This is a genomic window from Streptomyces sp. NPDC008238, from assembly GCF_042956445.1.
In the GTDB taxonomy this organism is placed as follows: domain Bacteria; phylum Actinomycetota; class Actinomycetes; order Streptomycetales; family Streptomycetaceae; genus Actinacidiphila.
Genome location: NZ_JBIBGK010000003.1, coordinates 309,685 through 331,699, shown reverse-complemented (window position 1 = coordinate 331,699; position 22,015 = coordinate 309,685). Strand labels below are relative to the sequence as shown.

Below are 22,015 nucleotides of genomic sequence, written 5' to 3'. Positions count from 1 at the left end.
GCCCTCGCCACCCCCGCGAAGGGATTCATACGCATCCGGTGACGAACAGGTCAACGAACTTGACCTGTCCAGGCCGTCGGGCAGACTGGGCGGGCAGGATCGGGGCAACTGTCTTGTGCGTACGCGCGGTGCGCCCAGGGGGAACGTCAAGGGGACGGGTACGGATGAGCGGGGACGGCACACGGGGCACTCATTCCGGGCGCTCGGTCGGCAACGGTCGCTACGTACTCCGGGACCTGCTGGGACAGGGCGGCATGGCCGCCGTCCACCTGGCACACGACACAGTGCTGGACCGCCCGGTGGCCGTCAAGACGCTGCACACGGACCTCGGCCGGGAGCAGTCCTTCCGCGAGCGGTTCCGCCGCGAGGCGCAGGCCGTCGCCAAGCTCAACCACACCAACATCGTCTCGGTCTTCGACTCCGGCGAGGACACCGCGGACGGCGCGCTCGTGCCGTACATCGTCATGGAGTACGTCGAGGGCAAGCCGCTGCGCGAGGTGCTCGACGAGGACATCGCGCGGTTCGGCGCGATGCCCACCGAGAAGGCCCTGAAGATCACCGCGGACGTGCTCGCGGCACTCTCCGAGAGCCACAGCATGGGCCTGGTCCACCGGGACATCAAGCCCGGCAACGTGATGCTCACCAAGCGCGGCGTGGTGAAGGTGATGGACTTCGGCATCGCCCGCGCGATGCAGTCCGGCGTGTCGTCGATGACGCAGACCGGCATGGTGGTCGGCACCCCGCAGTACCTCTCGCCCGAGCAGGCGCTGGGACGCGGCGTGGACGAGCGCTCCGACCTGTACTCGGTGGGCTGCCTGCTCTTCGAGCTGCTCACCGGACGGCTCCCGTTCGACGGCGACTCCCCGCTGTCCATCGCCTACCAGCACGTCCAGGAGGTCCCGCCGGCCCCGTCGGCGCTCAACCGGGCGGTGCAGCCGGGCGTCGACGCGCTCGTCGCGCGGGCCCTGAGGAAGAACCCCGCCGAGCGCTTCCCCACCGCCGACGCCATGCGCGACGAGGCGCAGCGGGTCGCCGCCCCGGGCCACGGCGGCGCCACCACGCCGCTGATCATCGGGGGCGGGCCGCGCCCGCGCGGCCGCGGCGAGGACGTCTCCTCCGCGGTCTTCCCGCCGGTGCAGGGTGACCTGCGCACCCCGCCGCCGCACATACAGAGCCACTACCAGGCCCCGGCCCCGGCTCCGTACCCGCAGCCCCAGCAACAGCAACACCCGCAGCGCTGGGGCGCGGCCGCCCAGGGCGGCGGCGCCCACACCCCGCCGCCCGGCCCCGCCTACGGCTACCCGCAGAACGCCCCCCACCCCTCGCACCCGCAGGCCGGGCAGCAGCACTCCACCCCGCCCTACACGATGCGCCCGGGCACCCCGTCAGGCGGCGGGCGCAGGGGCGGCGGCGCCTCGACCGCGGTCGTGGCCATCGGCGCCACGGTCGCCGTGATCGCGGTCGTCGTGGTCGTCGTCATCGCCATGTCGATGGGCGGCCCGGGTACCAAGGACGACACCGGCGGCACTCCCACCTACGACTCCCGGCCCGGCAACACCGCCACCACCGGCCGCCAGGAGACCTCTTCGGAACCGGCGGGCGACGAACCGGCGGGCGACGAACCCGCGCCGGGCGTCAGCCAGGCCGACCAGACCCGCACCATCGACGCCTCGCGCTGCACCGAGGCCACCAAGAGCTACCTGGGCGACGACCCGGACGCCGTGGTGATGCCGGACTTCTTCACCAAGTACGTCGACTCGGTCAAGTCCTGCATGGAAGCCGCCGGTTGGGACTACGAGATCAAGTACCGCAACGAGCAGATCTACGGGAAGGGCGCGGTCGTCGACCAGAAGCCCAAGACCTACGGCGCGTTCAGGCCGGAGAAGGACCGGATCACCGTCTGGGTCTCCACCGGCCAGGGCGGCTGACGCCCCCGGGCTCTCGCACCGGGCGGACCTGCCCGTGGGCGGACCCGCTCGTGGACGGACCCGCTCGTGGACGGACCCGGATCAACGACGGACGGCGGGTGACCCCATGGGTCCCCGCCGTCTGTACCTACGCGTACGTACCGTCGTCGTGCCGCCGGCTCACAGGTAGGGGCCGGTGCGCGCCCCGCCCGGGGCCTGCCCGTCCTCGTCGCCCTCGTGACCCACACCGGGCGGCAGGGCGCGGCGCATCTGCTCCAGCTGCGCGCGGGCGGCCATCTGCTGGGCGAACAGGGCGGTCTGGATGCCGTGGAACAGGCCCTCCAGCCAGCCCACCAACTGCGCCTGGGCGATGCGCAGCTCGGCGTCGCTCGGCACGCCGTCCTCGGCGAAGGGCAGCGAGAGCCGCTCCAACTCCTCGACGAGCTCGGGCGCGAGGCCCGCCTCGAGCTCCTTCACGGAGCTGTGGTGGATCTCCTTCAGGCGCACCCGGCTCGCCTCGTCCAGGGGCGCGGCCTTGACCTCTTCCAGGAGCTGCTTGATCATGCTGCCGATCCGCATGACCTTCGCGGGCTGTTCGACCATCTCCGTCACGGGGACCTCGCGCTGCTCGTCGCCTTCTCCGGCGCGGTCGGCGTGTCCGCCGCCGCCGAGGGCCATCCCGTCCGGGCCGACGACCAGGACCTGCGGGCTCTCCTGCGACCGTTCGTTCATCGGCATCTCCATGCCGCCATTGTCGCGCACCGGCGCCTCTCCGGAATGTGTGCCCCCCACCGTCCCGCGCCACTCCTCCCGGCAGCCCCCGTCCGCGGCCCGGGGGCCCCGGCCGGCCCGGTCCGCGGCACGCGGAGGTCAGCGGCCACGGCGCAGCCGGAGCGCCAGGAAGCCCAGTCCGAGCCCGATCAGCAGCAGTCCCACGCCGAGCGGCAGGACCTCCAGCACCCGTCCCACGGGTACCCGGACGGCGGCCGGGCCCTGGTCCTGCGGCTCCTCGACATGCACGGGGACGTGGGCCGAGGGCCGTCCGCCGTCGTCGCCCGGGGTCTGCGGCGGCTCCGCGCGGCCGGGGTGCCTGCGTCCCTCACCGGGTTCGGTGCCCGCCAGCCCGGAGGACGCCGCCGGGTGGGGAGGGGGCGGCGCGGCCGCGCCGGTGACCAGGAGGGCGACTCCGGTCACCGTCGTCGCCACGACCACCTTCCGCAACTCCATGCTCCCAGCGTCACACGGAGCGTCATGGGCGGCCAGTCGTGCCCTGGGGCCGTACCGGCCGCCCGGCGGCGGTCAGAGGGTGAGCAGCACCTTGCCGACGTGGGTGCTGGCCTCGACCAGCCGGTGCGCCTCCGGGGCCTCCCGCATCGGGAGGGCGCGGTCCACGACCGGGCGCACCACCCCGGACTCCAGCAGCGGCCAGACGTGCTCCCGCACCGCCGCCACGATGGCCGCCTTCTCCTCCAGCGGCCGTCCGCGCAGCGAGGTCGCGGTGATCGCGGCCCGCTTGGCCAGCATCCTGCCGAGGTCGAGCTCGCCCTTGACGCCGCCCTGGAGCCCGATGACGGCCAGCCTGCCGTTGACCGCGAGGGCGTCGACGTTCCGGCCCAGGTACTTGGCGCCCATGATGTCGAGGATGACGTCGGCGCCGCCGAAGGCCTCCCGGACCTCGGCCGTGAAGTCCTGCTCCCGGTAGTTGATCCCGAGGTCGGCGCCCAGTTCACGGCACTTCTCGAGCTTGTCCGCGCTGCCCGCGGTGGCGGCGACCTTGGCGCCGACCGCCTTGGCCAGCTGGATCGCCATCGTGCCGATGCCGCTGGAACCGCCGTGGACCAGCAGCGTCTCGCCGGGACGCAGGTGGGCGATCATGAAGACGTTGGACCAGACGGTGCAGACCACCTCGGGCAGGGCCGCCGCCTCGACGAGCCCCACGCCCTTGGGCACCGGCAGCAGCTGCCCGGCGGGGACGGCCACCTTCCCGGCGTAGCCGCCGCCCGCGAGCAGCGCGCACACCTCGTCGCCCACCGACCAGCCGCTCACCCCCGGGCCGAGGGCGGCGACACGGCCCGAGCACTCCAGGCCCGGGTAGGGGGACGCGCCGGGCGGCGGGTCGTAGAAGCCCTGCCGCTGCAGCAGGTCGGCACGGTTGACGGCGGTCGCGGCGACCTCGACCAGCACCTCGCCCTCGGCGGGTACGGGATCGGGGACCTCGGCCCAGACGAGCGCGTCGGGGCCGCCGGGTTCGGGGATGGTGATCGCATGCATGCCGCCGACGCTACCCCTGCGGGACGTGCGACGGGTCGTCCTGGCTCGTCCTGTGGATGACGATGAGCCGATCGGTCAACTGCAGCGGGCTCGCCTCGGGGTTGTCGTGGTCGAGCAGGCGGTGGCCGCGCTTGACGACCACCACCAGGTCGTCGACCTCGCGCGGGTCCAGCCCGGCCTCCGCCTTGGTGACGGGGCGCTCGATCAGGTCCAGCCCGCTGCCGTAGCTGATCAGCTCCTCCATCACCTCGCCGGCGCTGGGGCTGAGCATCGACATCCCGAGCAGCCGGCCCGCCGCCCCGGAGCTGGTGACGACGGCGTTGGCGCCGGACTGGCGGAGCAGCGGGGCGTTCTCCTCCTCGCGCACGGACGCGACGATGTTGATCCGCTTGCTCAACTGCCGGGCCGTGAGGGCCACCAGGACGGCGGTGTCGTCCCGTTGCGCGGCGATGATCAGCTCCTTGGCCCGCTGGATCTCGGCGCGCAGCAGCACGTCGTTGCGGGTGGCGTCGCCGACGACCCCGGCGAATCCCGCGGCGACCGCGGACTCCACGGCCTTGTGGTCGGGGTCGACCACCACGATCCGCTGGGCCGGCACCCCGTGCCCGGTCAGCGTCCTGGCCGCCGAACGGCCCTTGGTGCCGTATCCGACGATGACGGTGTGGTCGCGCACGGTGGACCTCCAGCGCTGCTGCCGGTACTGCTCACGGGTGCGCTCGGTGAGCACTTCGAGCGTGGTGCCGACGAGGATGATCAGGAAGAGCACGCGCAGGGGCGTCACCAGGAGCACGTTGCTCAGCCGGGCGCTCGCGCTGTAGGGGACGACGTCGCCGTAGCCCGTGGTGGAGAGGGTGACGGTCGCGTAGTAGACGCAGTCCAGCAGCGACATCGTGCCGCCGGCGTTGTCGTGGTAGCCGCCGCGGTCGACGTACACGATCAGCACGGTCAGCACCAGGACCAGCAGGGCCATCAGGAGCCGCCGGACCACCTGGACCAGCGGGCCGACGGCCTTCTTGTGGGGCAGGTGGACGATGTCGACACCCGTCCGTGCGGCGCCACGGCCGCGGCCCACGTCCCTCACTGCCGCCCCCAGCCCGTCTCCAGGACGGCCGTGCGGTCGCCCTTCACGGCCCCGCCCGGCGGGACGACGGCCATGCCGTCGGCCGCCGCGATGCCGCGCAGCATCGCCGGGCCGCTGAAGTGCAGCGGGGCCGCCTGCGACTCCTCGTCCAGGACCACCGGCACCAGACGGGTGTCGGTGGGGTGGCCGTGCACGTCACCGGTGAGCCGTGCCTCGTACGCCGCCGGGGCCGGGCGGCCCGCGAGCGCGCGCAGCAGGGGGACGGCGAGGGTCAGCACCCCGGAGACCGCCGCCAGCGGGTTCCCCGGCAGGCCCACCAGCCGCCCGCCGCCGGGCAGTTCGGCCAGCAGCATCGGGTGTCCCGGGCGGACCGCGACGCCGTCGACGAGCAACCGGGCGCCGATGCGCTCCATTACGGGGTGGACGAAGTCCACCGGGCCGCCCGCCGTGCCGCCGGTGGTGACCACCATGTCGGCGGCGGACGCGGTGACGGCGTCCTCCAGCAGGCCGGCGTCGTCCTGCAGCCGCCGCACGGTGACCGTGCCCGCCCCGAGTGCCGTGAGCCAGCCGGGCAGCAGCGGGCCGAGCGCGTCCCGCACCCGGCCGCCGCCGGGCGCCCCGGCGTCCAGCAACTCGTCGCCCAGGACGAGGACCTCCACCGAGGGCCGCGCCGTGACGGTCAGTGCGTCGTATCCCGCCGCCGCGGCCAGGCCCAGCACCGCGGGGGTGACCAGCGCGCCGGCCGCCAGCAACTCGTCGCCGCCGCGGCACTCCTGGCCACGGGGCCGTACGTCCTGACCGGGCCCGGGGCCGCCGCGCGTGGCGTGCAGCAGCCCGTCGGCGGTGAGCCGGCCGTGCTCCCGGCGCAGCACCGCCGTCGCGCCGGGGGGCAGCGCGGCCCCGGTGGCGATGACGGTCGCCTGCCCGTCGAGCAGCGCGGTCGCGGCCCGCTGACCGGCCAGGACGCTGCCCTCGGTGCGCCACGGGCCGGGGCCGGCGACGGCCCAGCCGTCCATCGCGGAGGTGTCGAAGGAGGGCAGGTCGGTGAGCGCGGTCAGCGGCTCGGCCAGGGCGTGCCCGAGGGCCTCGCCGAGCGGCAGGGTCAGCCGGCCCAGCGGTCCCGCGGCGGAGCCCGCGATGCGCCGGGCCCGCGGCCACGGCATGTCGTGGTGGCCGCCGTGGGCCGCGCCGCGGGAGGCGCCGTGGTCCCCGCCCCGGGTCCCGCCGTGCAGGTGGGGGAGCGACCGGGCGCCGTCCGCGCCGCCGCCGGAAGGCGGCTGCACGGGGCCGTACCGGCCGGCGGCCCGCCCGTTGGCCAGGGCGAGCGCCGCTTCCAGCTCGTCGTCGGCGGCCCCGGCACCGGTGTCGCGGGCACCGCCTGCCGCACCCGGCAGGTTCATGCGTCCGGGTCCCCGCTCTCCGCTTCCTTCGCCCACCGCTCGGCCAGCGCGGAGGCGCGCCTGACGGCCTCCGCGACGGCCTGCTCGCCGCCGCCCGCCGTGGCCGCCGCGTAGCCCACCAGGAAGGTGGTCAGCGGCGCTGCGGGGCGGTCGACGCCGTGCGCGGCGTCCCGGGCGAGATCGAGGAGCATACGGATGTCGACGTCGAGGTCGATGCCGAGTTCGGCCTTGGCTGCGGCGATCCATTCATCCAACACGCCCCCATGCTCCCTGATACGGGCCCGGGCTGTGGAGAGGTCGTCCCAGGTGTCGCAGTCGAAGGAGGCCTGCCCGGTGGGGTCGGGCAGCCGCCGCAGGGCGAGTTCACCGGTGAGCAGCCGCAACGGCAGCCCGGTGAGCGTCCCGTGCTCGGCGGCGATCAGCGCCAGGTGCTGGCGCAGTGCCTCCGTGCGGTAGGCGGCCGCCAGCGTCTGGTCGCGGCCGTCGGGATCGGTGAGCACGACCCCGTCGTCGCCCTCCGCTCCGCGCAGGGCGCCGAGCAGGGCGTCCACCGTGGTGCGGGAGAGGAACGGCAGGTCGGCGGCGAGCACCAGCACGACGTCCGCGGTGACCTGGCGCAGTCCGGCGGCGAGCGCGGGCAGCGGGCCGCCGCCCGGCGGTTCCTCCCTTGCCCAGGCCACCGGCCGGACGGTGGGGCGGCGCGGGCCGACGACCACCGTGGTGGCCGCGCCCGCGCACGCGTCCAGGACGCGGTCGATCAGCGCCCTCCCCGCGACGGGCAGGCCCGGCTTGTCGGCCCCGCCGAGGCGCCTTGCGGCGCCGCCGGCGAGGACGACCGCGTCGTGGGGCTGCTCGTACGGCGAACGCGGCGATGGGTGGTCACGCGGCTCACGCGGCTCCGGAGTCATGCCCGGAGTATCGCCCACCGTGACGTGTTCACACCGCCCGGAGCAGCACCGCCGGTTGTTCCACGCAGTCCGCGACGAAGCGGAGGAAGCCGCCCGCCGTGCCGCCGTCGCACACCCGGTGGTCGAAGGTGAGTGACAGCTGGACCACCTGACGTACCGCCAGTTCGCCCTGGTGCACCCACGGCTTGGGGGTGATCCGGCCGACGCCCAGCATCGCGGCCTCGGGGTGGTTGATGATCGGCGTGGAGCCGTCGACACCGAACACGCCGTAGTTGTTGAGCGTGAAGGTGCCGCCGGTGAGCTGGGCCGGGTTCAGTCCGCCGGAGCGGGCCGCCTCGGTGAGCCGGCTGATCTCCGCCGACAGCTCCTCCGTGCTGCGCCGGTAGGCGTCCCGGACGACGGGCACGACCAGACCGCGGTCGGTCTGCGCCGCGAAGCCGATGTGCACCTCCGGCAGCACGACGATCTCGGCGCGCTCGGTGTCCACCGTGGAGTTGAGCTCCGGATAACGGACCAGGGCCGCCGCGCAGATCCGTGCGAACAACGCCAGGACGGAGACCTTGGGACCGCCCGCGGCGTTCATCGCCGACCGTGCCGCAAGCAGTTCCGTCGCGTCGGCGTCCACCCAGCAGGTGGCGTCGGGGATCTCCCGCCGGCTGCGGCCGAGCTTCTCGGCCACGGCGCCGCGGATGCCGCGCAGGGGGATGCGGGTGGCTCCGGCCGCCGGGGCGGCGGACACCGCGGGGGCGGCCGCGGCGACCGGCGCCGTGGCAGCGGCCGTGATGGCTCGTTCCACGTCCGAGCGCAGGATCAGCCCTTCGGGGCCGGAACCGGTCAGCGCACGCAGGTCGAGGCCGTTCTCACGGGCCCTGCGCCGCACCAGCGGGGAGATGACGGCGACGGGACCCTCGTGCCGGACCGGCACGGCGACCACGGCCGGCGCGGCGGCCGACGGGGCCGGAGCGGCGACGGCTGCGGGGGCGGCCGCGACGGCACCGGCCGCCTGCCGCACCCGGCGGCGCCGGGCCGCGGGACCGCTGGTGCCGTAGCCGACCAGCACGTTGCCGGACCCGGAGTCGCCGTCGGCGGAGGCGGCCGGGGCGGCGGCCTCGGGCGCGCCGTCGGCGTGCCCGTCGGGGGAACCGACCGCGACGGTCAGCAGCGGCCGCCCGACGTCGAGGGTCTGCCCCTCCTCGCCGAAGCGCGCGGTGACCACGCCGCCGTAGGGGCAGGGCACCTCGACCACGGCCTTGGCCGTCTCGACCTCGACGACCGGCTGGTCGATGGCGACGACGTCGCCGACCTGCACCATCCACCGCACGATCTCGGCCTCGGTCAGCCCCTCGCCGAGGTCGGGGAGGGCGAACTCGCGGACGACGGCCATCACGCCTCCTCCCACTGCAGGCGCCCGACCGCGTCCAGGATGCGGTCGACACCGGGCAGGTGGTGCCGCTCCAGCATCGGCGGCGGGTACGGGATGTCGAAGCCGGCGACCCGCAGGACCGGGGCCTCCAGGTGGTGGAAGCAGCGCTCGGTGACCCGGGCGGCGATCTCCGCGCCCACGCCGCCGAAGCCGGAGGACTCGTGGACGACGACCGCACGGCCGGTACGGCGCACCGACGCGGTGACCGTCTCGTCGTCGAAGGGCACCAGGCTGCGCAGGTCGACGACCTCCAGGTCCCAGCCCTCCTGCACGGCGGCCTCGGCCGCCTCCAGGCAGACCGGGAGCGACGGGCCGTACGTGATGAGCGTGGCGGAGCGGCCGCTGCGGCGGACGACGGCCTTCCCTATGGGGGCCACCTCCTCCGGCGCGTCCGCCGACCAGTCCGCCTTGGACCAGTACAGCCGCTTCGGCTCGAGGAAGATCACCGGGTCGTCGGAGGCGATCGAGGCCCTCAGCAGCCCGTAGGCGTCCGCCACGGTGGCGGGGGTGACGACGTGCAGACCGGGGGTGTGCGCGTAGTACGCCTCGGAGGCGTCGCTGTGGTGCTCGACACCGCCGATGCCGCCGCCGTAGGGCACCCGGATGGTCAGCGGCAGCGGCATGGCGCCGCGCGTGCGGTTGCGCATCTTGGCGACGTGGCTGACGAGCTGCTCGAACGCCGGGTAGGCGAAGGCGTCGAACTGCATCTCGACCACGGGGCGCATGCCGTACATCGCCATGCCCACGGCCGTGCCGAGGATGCCGGCCTCGGCGAGCGGGGTGTCGGTGCAGCGGCTGTCGCCGAACTCCTTGGCGAGGCCGTCGGTGATCCGGAAGACGCCGCCGAGGGTGCCGATGTCCTCGCCGAAGAGGTGGACCGACGGGTCCTCGGCGAGGGAGTCGCGCAGCGCGCGGTTGAGCGCCTGGGCCATGGTGGCCGGCTTGCGTCCGGTGGCCACGGGGGTCGCGGTGGTGGCGGTGCTCATGACTGTGCCTCGGCCTCCAGCTCGGCCCTCAGCATCGCGGCCTGCTCGCGCAGCTGCGGGGTGGGCTCGGCGTAGACGTGTGCGAACAGGTCCATCGGGTCGAGGACGGCGTCCTCGTTCATCCGCTCGCGGAGCGCCGCGGCCATCCGCTCGGCGTCCTCCTCGGTGTCGCGGACCATCGCCTCGTCGAGCAGGTCCCGCTCGCGCAGGGCGCGTTCGAGCACGGCGATCGGGTCGTGCCCGCGCCAGACCTCGACCTCGGAGTCCTCCCGGTAGCGGGTGGCGTCGTCGGCGTTGGTGTGGGCGTCCATGCGGTAGGTGATCGCCTCCACCAGGGTCGGGCCGCCGCCCTCGCGGGCGCGGGCCACGGCCTCGGTGAGCACGGCGTGGACGGCCGCGATGTCGTTGCCGTCCACGAGCCGGCCGGGGATCCCGTAGCCCACGGCCTTGTGGGCCAGCGACGGGGCGGCGGTCTGCTTGTCGAGCGGGACCGAGATGGCGAAGCCGTTGTTCTGCACGAGGAAGACGACGGGGGAGCGCCACACGGCGGCGAAGTTCAGCGCCTCGTGGAAGTCGCCCTCGCTGGTGCCGCCGTCGCCGACCATGGCGAGCGCGACGACGTCGTCACCCTTGAGGCGGGCGGCGTGCGCCAGGCCGACGGCGTGCGGCAGCTGGGTGGCCAGCGGCGTGCTGAGCGGGGCGACCCGGTGCTCGCGCGGGTCGTAGCCGGTGTGCCAGTCGCCGCGCAGCAGCGTCAGCGCCTCCACCGGGTCCACACCGCGGGCGACGGCGGCGAGGGTGTCGCGATAGCTGGGGAACAGCCAGTCCTGGGGCTCGAGGGCGAGCGCCGCGGCGACCTCGCAGGCCTCCTGCCCGGTGCTGGACGGGTAGACGGCGAGCCTGCCCTGCTTGGTGAGCGCGGTGGCCTGCCGGTTGTAGCGGCGGCCGCGCACCAGCTGTCCGTACATCGTGGTCAGCAGTCCGGCGTCGAGCGCGCCTGCCTCGGGGGTGCCGAGCAGTCGGTACGGCTCAGGGTCGGGCAGCAGCGGCGCCGGGTCGGTGCGGGGTTGCCAGACGTGCTGGTCCAGGACGGTCATCGCGAGCACCTCCTCGTGGGCGTGTTCGGTGGGGGGAGCGGGTATCGCTCCCCTACCGATTGTTCGGTCGCCGGAGGCATTTTGGCTACAGGTGTGTCCCGCCTGTGGACAAACGGTTCTCCACACCCTGAGATGGAGCCAGTACGTCCATGCTAGGGAGGCTCGGGGGCGTGACGGATTCTCAAATTTCTCGGGGCGGCGCCCCGGGACCGCAGGCAGCGGCGGCGGACACCGGTCCGGCGGCGGTGCGTCCGCTGGACGCCATCGACCGGGCGATCCTGCGCTACCTGCAGGAGGACGGCCGGGCGTCCATACGCTCGGTGGCCGAGCACGTCCACGTGTCCCGCGCCAACGCCTACGCACGGATCAACCGGCTCATCGAGGACGGGGTCATCCGTGGTTTCACCGCCCGTGTCGACCACGAACGCGCAGGTCACGGCGCATCCGCGTACATCACCTTGAAGATCGTGCAGAACTCCTGGCGCACCGTTCGGGAGAAACTGCTGGAGCTGCCGGGGGTGGCGCACATCGCCCTGGTGTCCGGGGACTTCGACGTGCTGCTGCTCGTCCACACCCCCGACAACCGCAGCCTGCGGGAACTGGTGCTGACGCGCATCCAGGCGGTGCCCGAGGTGCTCAGCAGCCGGACCCTGCTGGTCTTCGAGGAGACCGACCGGGTGCTGACCGACTGATCCGCCGGCCCCTCCGGCGGGCTGGGCCGGGCCTAGCCGGCGTACTTCTTCAGGAAGGCCGTCACGGTGGCCCAGTTGGGGTCGTAGGTCAGCATGCCCACGCCGTGCTGGGGCCCGCTGACGATCTCGAGCCGGTTCTCGGCCGCCTTCTTCGTCGCCTTGCTCAGCGCCTCGGTCGACTCCGCGAACGCGGTGTCGCCCGCCGCCGCCATGTAGAGCACGGGCACCGTCAGCCGGGGCACCGCGGAGCTCGCGTCCATCGTCCCGTAGGTCTCGGGCGCGGAGAGCGAGACGACGGCGTCCACCGGCGGCTCCACGGAGGCGGCACCCTCCAGGACGGCCGTGCCGCCCTTGGAGGCGCCCATCAGCAGGACGTGCCGCACGCCCTTGGCACGCAGGAACCCCACCCCGCCCAGGACCTCGGGCACCTCACTGCCGTTGGAGTCGACGACCAGCACCCGGTAGCCGTCCTTCACCAGGAGGTCCGCCTGCGGCATCCACTGGCACATGTCGCCGTCCGCCTGGTGCATCAGCAGCACAGCGGTGCCGCCCTTGCCGGCGAACCAGGCGTCCACCGGGTTGGCGTCGGTGTCGTCGTAACCGACGGAGCCGGACTTCGCCTGCGCGGCCGTCAGGCAGCCGAAGTCCTCCGGTGGCGTGGCGTCGGCGGCCTGCGGGCCGTCGTCACCACCGCCGCACCCGGCGAGCAGCAGGACGGCGGCCGCGACGGCGCAGTACGGGCGGGCACGCGTGGCGAGTGACATGGCCCTGATCGTGATGGCTGGTCTGGACCAGCGTCAAGAGACGCGCAGCCCGTCGAAGGCCAGCCGCACGACGGCGTCCACGACCGCGGCGTCGTCGTGCTCCCGGGTACCGGCCGCGTGCGGCTGGTACCACTCGACTATGGAGTTGATCATCCCGAAGAGCAGCCTGGTCGCCAGCCTGGGCTCCACGTCCCCGCGCAGGTCCCCCTCGGCGACGGCCGACTTCAGCAGGTCGGCGACCCGATGGTCGAACTCCCTGCGGCGCTCCATGGCCGCCCGCTCGGTCGTGGTGTTCCCGCGCACCCGCAGCAGCAAGGTGACGTAGGGCAGTTCCGTCATCAGCACCTCGGTGGTGCGGCGCGTGACGTACTCCAGCCGCTCCACGGCGCGCCCGCCGCTCGCCCCGGGCTCCTCCAGGATGCCGAAGAGGCCGTCCAGGGCACGGCCGACGGCACGCTCCAGGAGCTCCTCCTTGCCCCGCACATGGTGGTAGATCGAGGACTTGGAGATGCCGGCGGCCCGCGACAGGTGCTCCATGGACGTGCCGTCGTAACCGCGCTCGATGAAGACCGCCACGGCCACGGCCAGCAGCGAGTCCGGGGTGTACGTGTCCCTCTTGGGGGCGGAGCCGTCGCGCTGTGCCATGGTCATGATTAGAGCAGCCCCCCCTCGGCCGCCGCGCGGCGGTCCAGCGGGCGGGACGGCGCGTAGCGCCCGCCCGGATACGCCTGGTGCAGGTTGCGCAGCACCTCGCGGACCCACTCGAAGCCCAGCTCCTCCCCCCAGGCCAGCGGACCGCGCGGGTAGTTCACCCCCAGCCGCATCGCGGCGTCGACGTCCTCCGGCGAGGCCACGCCCCGGGCGACGGCGTCGGTGGCGAAGTCCACCAGCATCGCCACGGTACGGGCGACGATCATGCCCGGGACGTCCTCGATGACGCTGACCTTCTTGCCGAGCGCCTGGAAGAGCCCGATCGCCGCCTGCACCGTCTCCGGGCGCGCGGAGTCGGACGGCGCGACGGCGATCCGGGTCGCCGCCCGGTAGTCCAGCGCCAGGTCGAACTGCACGTAGTCGACGGCCGGGCCCGTGGTGGCCGGTCCGCCGTCCGCGAGGTAGAGCCGGCCGCCGCCCGGCAGCTCCACGTACCCGTCCTCGGGGTCCGCGACCTCCCCGTCCAGCACCTCGATGCCGGCCTCGGCGATCAGCTGGGGCAGCACCGCGGCGGGACCGCGGCCGCCCATGCACACGGTGACCTCGGCGGGCGGCTTCTCCGGCCCCGCGGTGCGGGGCGCCGGAAGAGCGGCGCCCTCGGCGTGGTCGTACCAGCCGTGCCCGCTCTTGCGGCCGAGCCGCCCGGACTCCACCAGCCGCCGCTGCGCGAGCGAGGGCGTGAACTTCGGGTCCTGGAAGAAGGAGTCCCACACCGAGCGGGTGACGGCCTCGTTGACGTCCTGGCCGATCAGGTCCGTGAGCTCGAACGGGCCCATCCGGAAGCCGCCGCTCTCCCGCAGCACCGCGTCGATGGTGGCGGGGTCCGCGACCCGCTCCTCGTGGAGCCGGAACGCCTCCGCGTAGAAGGGGCGCGCGACCCGGTTGACGATGAAGCCGGGAGTGTCGGTGCAGCGCACCGGCGTCTTGCCCCAGACCGCGGCCGTGTCGTACGTGGTCCCGGCGGCCGCCTCGTCGGTCGCGGCGCCGGAGACCACCTCGACCAGGGGCAGCAGCGGGGCGGGGTTGAAGAAGTGCAGGCCCACGAAACGTCCCGGAAGGCGCAGCGCGCCGCCCACGGCCGTCACCGACAGGGAGGAGGTGTTGGTGGCCAGCAGGCAGTCCTCGGGGACCACCGACTCCAGCGCCGTGAAGAGCTGCTGCTTGGCCCCCAGGTCCTCCAGGATCGCCTCGACGACGAGCGACACGCCCGCCAGTTCCTCGATCTCCCGGACGGCCGACAGGCGCCCGCGGGCCGCGTCGCGCTCCTCGGCGGACAACCGGCCCTTCTCGACCAGACGGTCCAGCCGTTCCCCTATGGCCCGCTCGGCCTGCTCGGCCCGGCCCGGGCCCGCGTCGTAGAGGCGTACGGGATGCCCCGCCACCAGCGCGACCTGGGCGATCCCCTGGCCCATCGTCCCCGTGCCCACCACCGCGACCGTGCAAGATCGGTCAAGAGCGCTCATCGCCGCCACTGCTCCTCGCCGGTTGTCCACAGCTTGGGTCGGCCCCCTTGTCCCGACCGAACATTCGGTTAATCTAGCGGGGAAGCCAGCACCCTGCCCACCCCAATCCAGCTCGACGAGGAGTTGGCCCCATGGCTGCCGATCTCACCGCTGTCCCGTCGGTCGAAACGCACCGCGAGACGCTCGACAAGGCGCTCGAGGCGATCCGTACCCGCGAGTACTGGTCCCCGTACCCCGAGCACCCGAAGGCATACGCGGACGGCGAGACCGCCCAGGCCGCGTTCGACGCCCTGCGCGGCACCCGCTTCGACCTGGACCAGCCCGGTACCGACGGCTGGACCGGCGGCGAGGTGTCCCCGTACGGCATCGAACTGGGCGTGGAGTACCCGCACCCGGACGTCGACGTGCTCCTCCCCGCGATGAAGGCCGCGATGCCCGCCTGGCGCGAGGCCGGTCCGGAGAACCGGGCCCTGGTCTGCCTGGAGATCCTGGCCCGGATCAACGCGCGCACCACGGAGATGGCCCACGCGGTCATGCACACCTCCGGCCAGGCCTTCATGATGGCCTTCCAGGCCGGCGGCCCGCACGCGCAGGACCGCGGCCTCGAAGCCGTCGCCTACGCCTACGTGGAGCAGGTCCGCACCCCCGGCACGGCCGAGTGGGTCAAGCCGCAGGGCAAGCGCGACCCGCTGACCCTGCGCAAGGACTTCACGCCGGTGCCGCGCGGCGTCGCGCTGGTGATCGGCTGCAACACCTTCCCCACCTGGAACGGGTACCCGGGCCTCTTCGCCTCCCTGGCCACCGGCAACGCGGTCGTCGTCAAGCCGCACCCGCGCGCGGTGCTCCCGCTGGCGCTGACGGTCAGGATCGCCCGCGAGGTGCTCGCCGAGACGGGCTTCGACCCGAACCTGGTCTGCCTGGCCGCCGAGCGGCCCGGCGAGGGCCTGGCCAAGACCCTGGCGCTGCGCCCCGAGGTCCGCATCATCGACTACACGGGCTCCACCGCCTTCGGCGACTGGCTGGAGGAGAACGCCCGCCAGGCCCAGGTCTTCACGGAGAAGGCCGGCGTCAACACCGTCGTCGTCGACTCCACGGACGACTACAAGGGCATGCTGTCCAACCTGGCCTTCTCGCTGTCCCTGTACAGCGGCCAGATGTGCACCACCCCGCAGAACCTGCTGATCCCGCGCGAGGGCATCGCCACCGACGACGGCCACAAGGGCTTCGACGAGGTGGTGGGCGATCTGTCCGCCGCCGTCGGCGGGCTGCTCGGCGACGACGCCCGGGCGAACGCGCTGCTCGGCGCCCTGGTCAACCCGGACGTGAAGGCCCGTCTGGAGGCGGCCGCCTCCCTCGGCGAGGTCGCGCTCGCCTCCCGCGAGGTCACGCACCCCGACTTCCCGGACGCCGTGGTCCGCACCCCGGTGATCGTGAAGCTGGACGGCGCCAAGCCCGACGACGAGGCCGCCTACATGTCGGAGTGCTTCGGCCCGGTGGCCTTCGCCGTCGCCATGGACTCCACGGAGGACTCGGTCGAGCTGCTGCGCCGCACCGTCCGGGAGAAGGGCGCCATGACGGTCGGCGCCTACACCACCTCCGGCGAGGTGGAACGGCAGCTCGAGGAGGTCTGCCTGGAGGAGGCCGCCCAGCTCTCCCTCAACCTGACCGGCGGGGTGTACGTCAACCAGACGGCCGCCTTCTCGGACTTCCACGGCTCCGGCGGCAACCCGGCCGCCAACGCGGCCCTGTGCGACGGCGCCTTCGTCGCGAGCCGCTTCCGGGTCATCGAGGTCCGCCGCCAGGCCTGACCCGGGCCGGCCCGCCCGACCGCAGCGATCACAGCCCCGTCCGGAGCAGCCCTGTCACTCCGGACGGGGCTGCTGCGTCACTGGACGGGGCTGCTCCGTCCCCTCCGCCCCGACCCGCGCGTAGCGCTGGATCCAGGCGTGCATCGCGATGGCCGCCGCCGCGCCCGCGTTGATCGACCGCGTGGAGCCGAACTGGGCGATCGAGCAGACCGCCGCGGCGTGCTTCCACGCCTCGTCGGTCAGACCGGGCCCCTCCTGCCCGAAGAGCAGCACACAGCGCTGAGGCAGCTCGGTGGTCTCCAGCGGCACGGCGCCGGGAAGGTTGTCGATCCCGATGATCGGCAGGTCCTCCGCCGCTGCCCACGCGGCCAGCGCCGCGACGTCCAGGTGGTGGCGCACGTGCTGGTAGCGGTCGGTCACCATGGCGCCCCGCCGGTTCCAGCGGCGCCGCCCCACGATGTGCACCTCCTTGGCCAGGAAGGCGTTGGCGGTGCGCACCACGGAACCGATGTTGAAGTCGTGCTGCCAGTTCTCGACGGCGACGTGGAAGTCGTGGCGCCGGGTGTCGAGGTCGGCGACGATCGCCTCCCGCGTCCAGTAGCGGTACTCGTCCACCACGTTGCGGCGGTCGCCGTGCGCGAGCAGCTCGGGGTCGTAACGCGCGCCCTCCGGCCACGGCCGCGGGTGCGGACCGACGCCGACTTCGGGGCCGAAGCCGTCGTCGTACTGCAGGGGCTCGGCCGCGTCGTCCTGGCTGGTGCTCACACCACGAGGTTAGAGGGGGCGGGCTCGCCGGCCGGTCCCGGCCCTCGTTGCCCCGCCACCGCCCGCACGTCGGCCGCGCCCGCGGTCTCCCGCGCGTCACGCGGCCCGGCGTCCCCCGGTTTCCCGGGGCCGCCGGCGCCTCCGCCGCGCCGCACCAGGCGCACCACCCGGTCGCCCGCCCAGCGCAGGAAGCCGGTGGGCAGGAACACCGCGTCGGCGGCGATCATCGCCAGGGAGAAGAACGGCAGTCCGAGCACGACGGCGATCGAGGCGTGCTCGACCATCATCAGCGCGAGCAGCACGTTCTTCACCCGGCGGTTGAAGAGCGTGAAGGGGAAGGCGACCTGGACGATCACCGTGCCGTAGGTGATCACCATGACCATCAGGCCGCTGGCGGCCATCGCGTGGGACAGCCCCGGCCAGGGGCTGAAGTCGTCCAGGTGCAGCGGGTAGTACAGCGCGGTGCCGTCCTGCCAGCGCGAGCCCTGGACCTTGTACCAGCCCGCCGTGGAGTAGATCAGGCACACCTCGACGACGATCACCAGCAGGGCGGCGGCGTGCACGATGCCGGCGAGCATGTCGAGCACCGTGCGCGGCTCGCCCGGGACGTAGCGGCGCACCGCCCACCACACGGCCTGGAGCAGCAGGAAGCCCCACAGGAACGGGGTCCAGCCCAGCCAGGGCAGCAGTCCGTCGGTCCAGGTCAGACCGGTACGGCCGAGCAGCTGCGCCACCGCGAGCACGAGCCCGAGGACGATCCACAGCGCGATCCCCGCGCCGTCGCCGTCCCGTCCCCTGGCCCGGCGGCGGGAGTCGAGCGACCAGACCTGCCCGCACCGGGTGAAGACGAGGTAGATCGCCAGCAGGTGGATCACGTTGTCGCCGCCGTCGCCGACGAACACGCTGCGGTTCTGCAGGGAGAGCACGCCGATCATGAACAGCAGCGAGGCCGTGCGGGTGCGCCAGCCGAGCAGCAGCATCACGCTCGCCGCGATCGCGCCCGCGTAGACGAGCTCGAACCAGGCGTCGGCCCTGCCCCACAGCAGCACGGTGAAGGCGTGGTTGTCGGCGACGAGCCGGTTCGCCAGGTCCCAGCTCCAGACCCCGTCGGGCCCGTAGAGCTCGTGGCGGTGCGGCCACTCGCGCAGCAGGAACAGCAGCCAGGTCAGCGCGACGCCGATCCGTACGACGGCGGTCTGGTAGGAGCCGACGGTGGTGCCGGTGATCCGGGCCAGGCCGCGGAACAGACCGCCGACGGCGGAGTCGAGCAGCCCCGCGAAGGGGGACGGCACGGGGGCGGCCGGCGTGCGGGCGGCCGCGGGCGCCGGCTCGCGCGCTGTCCGGTCCACGGCGGCCTCGGCGGCCGCACCTCCGCCATCGTGCGCGGCCTCGTGCGCCCCGTGTGCGGCCCCGTTCACTGCCTCGCTCACGACGCCTCCTCCCCGCCCTCGTCCTCGGAACCGCCCTTGTCCTCGTCCGCCACGTCCGAGCTCCACCAGGGCAGCACCTGGAAGGTGGTGCGCGTGTCGGTCTTCTCGGGGCTCCAGGTGGGCGCCGCGACCGCCGTGGTGCCGGTCCGCACCTGCAGGCGGACGACGTCGCCGCCGTTGAGCCGGGGCCCGAAGCGGTGCTCGACGATGCGCTGCAGGTACTGCCGGCTCAGCTCGCCGCGCATGCCGATGGGCTTGCCGTCCTCACCGTGGGAGGCCGCGTAGAAGCTCCACGCCCGGCGCAGCTCGTTCTGCTCGGTGTGGCTGGGCGCGACGTTGTGCCTGATGGCGGCCACGTCCATGGCCGTGAGGTCGACCCAGCCGGTCACCTCGGCGGCGCCGTCGTCCTTGCGCACCTCGGCGCGCGCCCACACGTGGATGTTCTGCTGGAGCGGGTTGGGCGCGAAGAGCTTCCAGTTCTGCTCGAACTCCGGGTAGACGTAGGAACCGACCAGGTCTCCGTGCTTCTTGGTGGCGGTGTTCGCCGGCGCGACGTGCAGGAAGACCATCAGCAGGTGCACCGCGACGCCGACCGCCGCCGCGGCCAGCCCCAGCGCGACCACGATCCGCCCGGGCTGCGACAGCGTGGCTATCGCAGCCGGTCCCCCGGACTCCTCGGGTGGCTCCATCGTGGTCTCCGCTCCTGTTTCCCCGCGTACCGCTCCGCACGGAACGGTACTCATGCCCCACGCGTGCGGTACAGCCGTCCCGGTCACGGGCCACGGGTCACACGGCAAGGGCGGGGGCGCGGTCACGGGCGGGGCCGAAGGGCGGCGACGGGGATGTGGACTTCCCGGCCCGGCCCACCTAATCTGACAGACCGTCAGAATCGATGCACCCGGGAGGCCGGCCCATGGACTTCAGCTTCAGCGAGGAGCAGCTGGCGGCCGTCGAGGCGGCACGGGCGGTGTTCTCCGGCGTCGCCCCCGACGCCGTGCCGAGCCCCGCCCTGACCGCCGGGGCCGTCGCCGAGGACTTCGACCGCCCGCTGTGGGGCCGCCTGGCCTCGGCCGACCTCCTCGGCCTGGTGCTCGACGAGACGTACGGCGGGGCCGGCCTCGACCCGGTCGCCCTGTGCCTGGTGCTGCGCGAGGCGGGGGCGGTACTGGCCCGGGTGCCGCTGCTGGAGACCTGCGCCGCGGCCCTCGCCGTGCAGGCCGACGGCTCCGGCGAGCTGCGCGCCCGGCTGCTGCCCGCGGTCGCCCGCGGCGAGCTGGTGCTGACCGTCGCCTCCGCGGGCCGCACCGGCCACGACGGCGCGGAGCTGGCCGTCACCGCGCGGCCCGCCGACGGAGCCGACGACAGGAGCGGAACCGGGACCGGGTCCCCCCGCGACTGGCTGCTCGACGGCGTCCAGACCGCCGTCCCCTGGGCCCCGCACGCCGACCACGTCCTGGTCCCGGCCTCCGCCGCCGACGGCCGCACCGTCGTCGCCGTCGTCCCCCGCGCCGCGGTCACCGCGGCCGAACAGATCTCGACCAGCGGGGAGCGCCACGCCGAGCTGCGGCTGGACGCCGTCCACGTCCCCGCGCGGGACGTGATCACCGCCGACGGCGCCTGGGACCGGCTGCGCGGGCTGCTGACCACCGGCACCTGCGCCCTGGCCCTCGGGCTCGGCACCGCCGTCCTGCGCATGACCGGCGCCTACACCTCCCGGCGCGAGCAGTTCGGGCACCCGCTGGCCACCTTCCAGGCGGTGGCCGTGCAGTCCGCCGACCGCTACATCGACCTGCGGGCGATGGAGGTCACCTGCTGGCAGGCCGCCTGGCGGCTGGACCCGGCCGACGTCGCGGTGGCCAAGATCTGGGCCTCGGAGGGCGTACGACGGGTGGTGCAGACCGCGCAGCACCTGCACGGCGGCTTCGGCGCCGACACCGAGTACCCGCTGCACCGCTACCACGCCTGGGCCAAGCAGCTGGAACTCTCCCTCGGCCCCGCCGCCGCCCACGAGGAGGAACTGGGCGACCTGCTGGCCGCCGAGGCCTGAGCGCCAGGAACGGACGGGCACGGCCCCTCGGGGGCCTCAGAGCACGTGCGCCGGGCCCGTGCCGTCCGACACCAGCGGGCGGCCCGCGGCGTCCCAGCCGAGCATGCCGCCGTCGACGTTCACCACGTCGAGCCCCTGCGCGAGCAGGTACTGGGTCACCTGCGCCGAGCGGCCGCCCACCCGGCACACGACGTGCACCCGGCGGTCCGCCGGGACCTCGTCGAGACGGGCGACGACCTCGCCCATCGGGATGTGCACCGCGCCCTCGGCGTGCCCGGCGTCCCACTCGTCGTGCTCCCGCACGTCGAGCAGGTAGCCGTCGGCGGGGACCTGCGCGGCGTCCACCGCGGGCAGCTGGGCGTTGAACATGGGACGGACTCCTTCGGTCTGGGCGTGCAGGTCGAACGTACCCGACCCGCTAACCGGACCCCTTCGAGGACCGCACCAGCTCCGCCAGCCGGGCCTCGCGGTTGGCGACCTGGTTGAGGAGGCTCTCCGCGATCTCGTTGAGCAGCCCGTCCGGGTCGTCCGGGGCCAGCTTCATCATCTGCGCGATCGCGCTGTTCTCCAGCTCGCCCGCGAGCGCGGCCAGCTGCTCCTTGCGCTGCGCCAGCCACTCCAGCCGCGCGTACAGCACCTCGGCCTCGCTGGGCTGCGCCTCCTCCGGGACCGGCCCGGCCTCCCACTCCTCCGCGAGCTCGCGGAGGAGCTGCTCGTCGGCATAGGTGTACGCCTCGTTGACCCGGGCGATGAACGCGCTGCGGCGCTCGACCTCGGCCTCGTCCTGCGCCAGGTCGGGGTGGGCCTTGCGGACCAGTTCGCGGTAGAGCCGCTGCGCCTCCTTGCCCGGCCGCACGCGGCGCGGCGGGTTCGGGTCCTCCTGCGGCCTGACCCCGTCGGTGCCGAGCAGCCCCTCGAAGAGCTCCTCCACCCCCGGCATCGGCATCACGAGGGCCCGCGCCTCCCAGGCGCGCTGGATGTCCTCACGGGAGCCGCTCTTCGCCGCGACCGCCTCCGCGATCAGTGCGTCGAGCTCGTCGAGCCGGGCGTACATCGGGCCGAGTTTCTGGTGGTGCAGCCGGGAGAAGTTCTCGACCTCCACCCTGAAGGTCTCCACCGCGATCTCGAACTCGATCAGGGCGCGCTCGGCGGCACGCACCGCCTGGGCCAGCCGGTCCTGCGGTTCGGAGGATGCGGCGGCCGACTCGGTGCCGGGGGCCGACTCGGTGCCGGGGGAATTCGTCACCGGTCCAGCCTACGAG

General features: G+C 73.9%; 21 protein-coding genes. 4 read left to right on the top strand and 17 right to left on the bottom strand.

The features are described 5' to 3' along the window. Positions 1 to 164: 164 nt before the first annotated feature. Complete coding sequence (locus tag ACFZAU_RS10350; RefSeq protein ID WP_500551800.1) at positions 165 to 1,928, top strand: Stk1 family PASTA domain-containing Ser/Thr kinase; 1,764 nt, start codon at positions 165 to 167, stop codon at positions 1,926 to 1,928. A gap of 159 nt (positions 1,929 to 2,087) precedes the next feature. On the opposite strand, the gene ACFZAU_RS10345 is transcribed toward ACFZAU_RS10350, so the two are convergent. The 9 genes from ACFZAU_RS10345 to pdhA form a co-directional block, all read right to left on the bottom strand. Next, entirely contained in the window at positions 2,088 to 2,651 is a 564-nt protein-coding gene (locus ACFZAU_RS10345; protein ID WP_499604524.1) for a bacterial proteasome activator family protein, read from the bottom strand. A 126-nt stretch (positions 2,652 to 2,777) separates the two neighbouring features. Beyond that, on the bottom strand, positions 2,778 to 3,134 hold the full coding sequence (locus ACFZAU_RS10340; RefSeq protein WP_500460874.1) for a hypothetical protein: 357 nt from the start codon (positions 3,132 to 3,134) through the stop codon (positions 2,778 to 2,780). Positions 3,135 to 3,206: 72 nt separating this feature from the next. Further along, positions 3,207 to 4,178 carry an NAD(P)H-quinone oxidoreductase gene (locus ACFZAU_RS10335; RefSeq protein ID WP_500551799.1) on the bottom strand — a complete coding sequence of 324 codons (972 nt, stop codon included), beginning with the start codon at positions 4,176 to 4,178 and terminating at the stop codon, positions 3,207 to 3,209. Between the two features lie 10 nt (positions 4,179 to 4,188). Continuing rightward, positions 4,189 to 5,259, bottom strand: a complete 1,071-nt coding sequence (locus ACFZAU_RS10330; RefSeq protein ID WP_500460872.1) for a potassium channel family protein — start codon at positions 5,257 to 5,259, stop codon at positions 4,189 to 4,191. Next, positions 5,256 to 6,659 (bottom strand): molybdopterin molybdotransferase MoeA, encoded by a 1,404-nt coding sequence (locus ACFZAU_RS10325; protein ID WP_500551798.1) that lies wholly within the window; start codon positions 6,657 to 6,659, stop codon positions 5,256 to 5,258. Before ACFZAU_RS10325 ends, ACFZAU_RS10330 begins: the two co-directional genes overlap by 4 nt. Further along, positions 6,656 to 7,567, bottom strand: coding sequence for an NTP transferase domain-containing protein (locus ACFZAU_RS10320; RefSeq protein WP_500551797.1), 912 nt, complete (start codon positions 7,565 to 7,567; stop codon positions 6,656 to 6,658). The genes ACFZAU_RS10325 and ACFZAU_RS10320 overlap by 4 nt, the downstream gene beginning before the upstream one ends. A gap of 28 nt (positions 7,568 to 7,595) precedes the next feature. Beyond that, positions 7,596 to 8,951, bottom strand: a complete 1,356-nt coding sequence (locus tag ACFZAU_RS10315) for a dihydrolipoamide acetyltransferase family protein (protein WP_500551796.1) — start codon at positions 8,949 to 8,951, stop codon at positions 7,596 to 7,598. Beyond that, positions 8,951 to 9,976 carry an alpha-ketoacid dehydrogenase subunit beta gene (locus ACFZAU_RS10310; RefSeq protein ID WP_500460866.1) on the bottom strand — a complete coding sequence of 342 codons (1,026 nt, stop codon included), beginning with the start codon at positions 9,974 to 9,976 and terminating at the stop codon, positions 8,951 to 8,953. Before ACFZAU_RS10310 ends, ACFZAU_RS10315 begins: the two co-directional genes overlap by 1 nt. Continuing rightward, complete coding sequence (pdhA, locus tag ACFZAU_RS10305; RefSeq protein ID WP_500551795.1) at positions 9,973 to 11,073, bottom strand: pyruvate dehydrogenase (acetyl-transferring) E1 component subunit alpha; 1,101 nt, start codon at positions 11,071 to 11,073, stop codon at positions 9,973 to 9,975. The genes ACFZAU_RS10310 and pdhA overlap by 4 nt, the downstream gene beginning before the upstream one ends. A gap of 149 nt (positions 11,074 to 11,222) precedes the next feature. Here pdhA and ACFZAU_RS10300 point away from each other — a divergent pair, with 149 nt between their 5' ends. Next, positions 11,223 to 11,765, top strand: a complete 543-nt coding sequence (locus ACFZAU_RS10300) for an Lrp/AsnC family transcriptional regulator (RefSeq protein WP_499604542.1) — start codon at positions 11,223 to 11,225, stop codon at positions 11,763 to 11,765. A 32-nt stretch (positions 11,766 to 11,797) separates the two neighbouring features. On the opposite strand, the gene ACFZAU_RS10295 is transcribed toward ACFZAU_RS10300, so the two are convergent. Genes ACFZAU_RS10295 through ACFZAU_RS10285 form a run of 3 tightly spaced genes read right to left on the bottom strand, consistent with a single transcriptional unit; the run spans position 11,798 to position 14,703 of the window. Further along, positions 11,798 to 12,529, bottom strand: coding sequence for an alpha/beta hydrolase family protein (locus ACFZAU_RS10295; protein ID WP_500551794.1), 732 nt, complete (start codon positions 12,527 to 12,529; stop codon positions 11,798 to 11,800). 33 nt (positions 12,530 to 12,562) lie between these two features. Beyond that, a complete protein-coding gene (locus tag ACFZAU_RS10290) occupies positions 12,563 to 13,180 on the bottom strand; it encodes a TetR/AcrR family transcriptional regulator (RefSeq protein WP_500551793.1) in 618 nt (205 codons plus the stop codon). A 2-nt stretch (positions 13,181 to 13,182) separates the two neighbouring features. Further along, positions 13,183 to 14,703 (bottom strand): 3-hydroxyacyl-CoA dehydrogenase, encoded by a 1,521-nt coding sequence (locus ACFZAU_RS10285; protein ID WP_500551792.1) that lies wholly within the window; start codon positions 14,701 to 14,703, stop codon positions 13,183 to 13,185. 131 nt (positions 14,704 to 14,834) lie between these two features. Between ACFZAU_RS10285 and paaN the strand changes: the two genes are divergently transcribed. After that, positions 14,835 to 16,511 (top strand): phenylacetic acid degradation protein PaaN, encoded by a 1,677-nt coding sequence (paaN, locus tag ACFZAU_RS10280; protein ID WP_500460860.1) that lies wholly within the window; start codon positions 14,835 to 14,837, stop codon positions 16,509 to 16,511. Between the two features lie 54 nt (positions 16,512 to 16,565). Here the strand turns inward: paaN and ACFZAU_RS10275 are convergent, their stop codons facing one another. From ACFZAU_RS10275 to ACFZAU_RS10265, 3 genes are read right to left on the bottom strand one after another with little or no spacing between them, the layout of a single operon-like run. Beyond that, positions 16,566 to 17,276, bottom strand: coding sequence for a TrmH family RNA methyltransferase (locus ACFZAU_RS10275; RefSeq protein ID WP_500551791.1), 711 nt, complete (start codon positions 17,274 to 17,276; stop codon positions 16,566 to 16,568). Further along, positions 17,273 to 18,706 (bottom strand): HTTM domain-containing protein, encoded by a 1,434-nt coding sequence (locus ACFZAU_RS10270; RefSeq protein ID WP_500551790.1) that lies wholly within the window; start codon positions 18,704 to 18,706, stop codon positions 17,273 to 17,275. Before ACFZAU_RS10270 ends, ACFZAU_RS10275 begins: the two co-directional genes overlap by 4 nt. Further along, complete coding sequence (locus tag ACFZAU_RS10265; protein WP_500551789.1) at positions 18,703 to 19,395, bottom strand: DUF5819 family protein; 693 nt, start codon at positions 19,393 to 19,395, stop codon at positions 18,703 to 18,705. The genes ACFZAU_RS10270 and ACFZAU_RS10265 overlap by 4 nt, the downstream gene beginning before the upstream one ends. 224 nt (positions 19,396 to 19,619) lie before the next feature. Here ACFZAU_RS10265 and ACFZAU_RS10260 point away from each other — a divergent pair, with 224 nt between their 5' ends. After that, the gene (locus ACFZAU_RS10260; protein WP_500551788.1) at positions 19,620 to 20,753 is read left to right on the top strand and encodes an acyl-CoA dehydrogenase family protein; all 1,134 of its coding nucleotides are present in this window, start codon (positions 19,620 to 19,622) and stop codon (positions 20,751 to 20,753) included. A 36-nt stretch (positions 20,754 to 20,789) separates the two neighbouring features. Here ACFZAU_RS10260 and ACFZAU_RS10255 read toward each other — a convergent pair whose 3' ends face one another. Continuing rightward, a complete protein-coding gene (locus tag ACFZAU_RS10255; RefSeq protein ID WP_499604557.1) occupies positions 20,790 to 21,122 on the bottom strand; it encodes a rhodanese-like domain-containing protein in 333 nt (110 codons plus the stop codon). Positions 21,123 to 21,171: 49 nt separating this feature from the next. After that, positions 21,172 to 21,999, bottom strand: coding sequence for a hypothetical protein (locus ACFZAU_RS10250; RefSeq protein ID WP_500551787.1), 828 nt, complete (start codon positions 21,997 to 21,999; stop codon positions 21,172 to 21,174). Positions 22,000 to 22,015: the final 16 nt, after the last annotated feature.

Excerpts from the sequence above, each read along its gene's own strand:
- ACFZAU_RS10260 (WP_500551788.1), top strand. The coding sequence starts at position 19,620 with ATGGACTTCAGCTTCAGCGAGGAGCAGCTGGCGGCCGTCGAGGCGGCA.
- ACFZAU_RS10300 (WP_499604542.1), top strand. The coding sequence starts at position 11,223 with ATGCTAGGGAGGCTCGGGGGCGTGACGGATTCTCAAATTTCTCGGGGC.
- ACFZAU_RS10265 (WP_500551789.1), bottom strand. The coding sequence starts at position 19,395 with ATGGAGCCACCCGAGGAGTCCGGGGGACCGGCTGCGATAGCCACGCTG.
- ACFZAU_RS10295 (WP_500551794.1), bottom strand. The coding sequence starts at position 12,529 with ATGTCACTCGCCACGCGTGCCCGCCCGTACTGCGCCGTCGCGGCCGCC.
- ACFZAU_RS10320 (WP_500551797.1), bottom strand. The coding sequence starts at position 7,567 with ATGACTCCGGAGCCGCGTGAGCCGCGTGACCACCCATCGCCGCGTTCG.
- ACFZAU_RS10335 (WP_500551799.1), bottom strand. The coding sequence starts at position 4,178 with ATGCATGCGATCACCATCCCCGAACCCGGCGGCCCCGACGCGCTCGTC.
- ACFZAU_RS10255 (WP_499604557.1), bottom strand. The coding sequence starts at position 21,122 with ATGTTCAACGCCCAGCTGCCCGCGGTGGACGCCGCGCAGGTCCCCGCC.
- ACFZAU_RS10310 (WP_500460866.1), bottom strand. The coding sequence starts at position 9,976 with ATGAGCACCGCCACCACCGCGACCCCCGTGGCCACCGGACGCAAGCCG.
- ACFZAU_RS10350 (WP_500551800.1), top strand. The coding sequence starts at position 165 with ATGAGCGGGGACGGCACACGGGGCACTCATTCCGGGCGCTCGGTCGGC.
- ACFZAU_RS10290 (WP_500551793.1), bottom strand. The coding sequence starts at position 13,180 with ATGACCATGGCACAGCGCGACGGCTCCGCCCCCAAGAGGGACACGTAC.
- ACFZAU_RS10345 (WP_499604524.1), bottom strand. The coding sequence starts at position 2,651 with ATGGAGATGCCGATGAACGAACGGTCGCAGGAGAGCCCGCAGGTCCTG.
- pdhA (WP_500551795.1), bottom strand. The coding sequence starts at position 11,073 with ATGACCGTCCTGGACCAGCACGTCTGGCAACCCCGCACCGACCCGGCG.
- paaN (WP_500460860.1), top strand. The coding sequence starts at position 14,835 with ATGGCTGCCGATCTCACCGCTGTCCCGTCGGTCGAAACGCACCGCGAG.
- ACFZAU_RS10340 (WP_500460874.1), bottom strand. The coding sequence starts at position 3,134 with ATGGAGTTGCGGAAGGTGGTCGTGGCGACGACGGTGACCGGAGTCGCC.
- ACFZAU_RS10315 (WP_500551796.1), bottom strand. The coding sequence starts at position 8,951 with ATGGCCGTCGTCCGCGAGTTCGCCCTCCCCGACCTCGGCGAGGGGCTG.
- ACFZAU_RS10325 (WP_500551798.1), bottom strand. The coding sequence starts at position 6,659 with ATGAACCTGCCGGGTGCGGCAGGCGGTGCCCGCGACACCGGTGCCGGG.
- ACFZAU_RS10285 (WP_500551792.1), bottom strand. The coding sequence starts at position 14,703 with ATGAGCGCTCTTGACCGATCTTGCACGGTCGCGGTGGTGGGCACGGGG.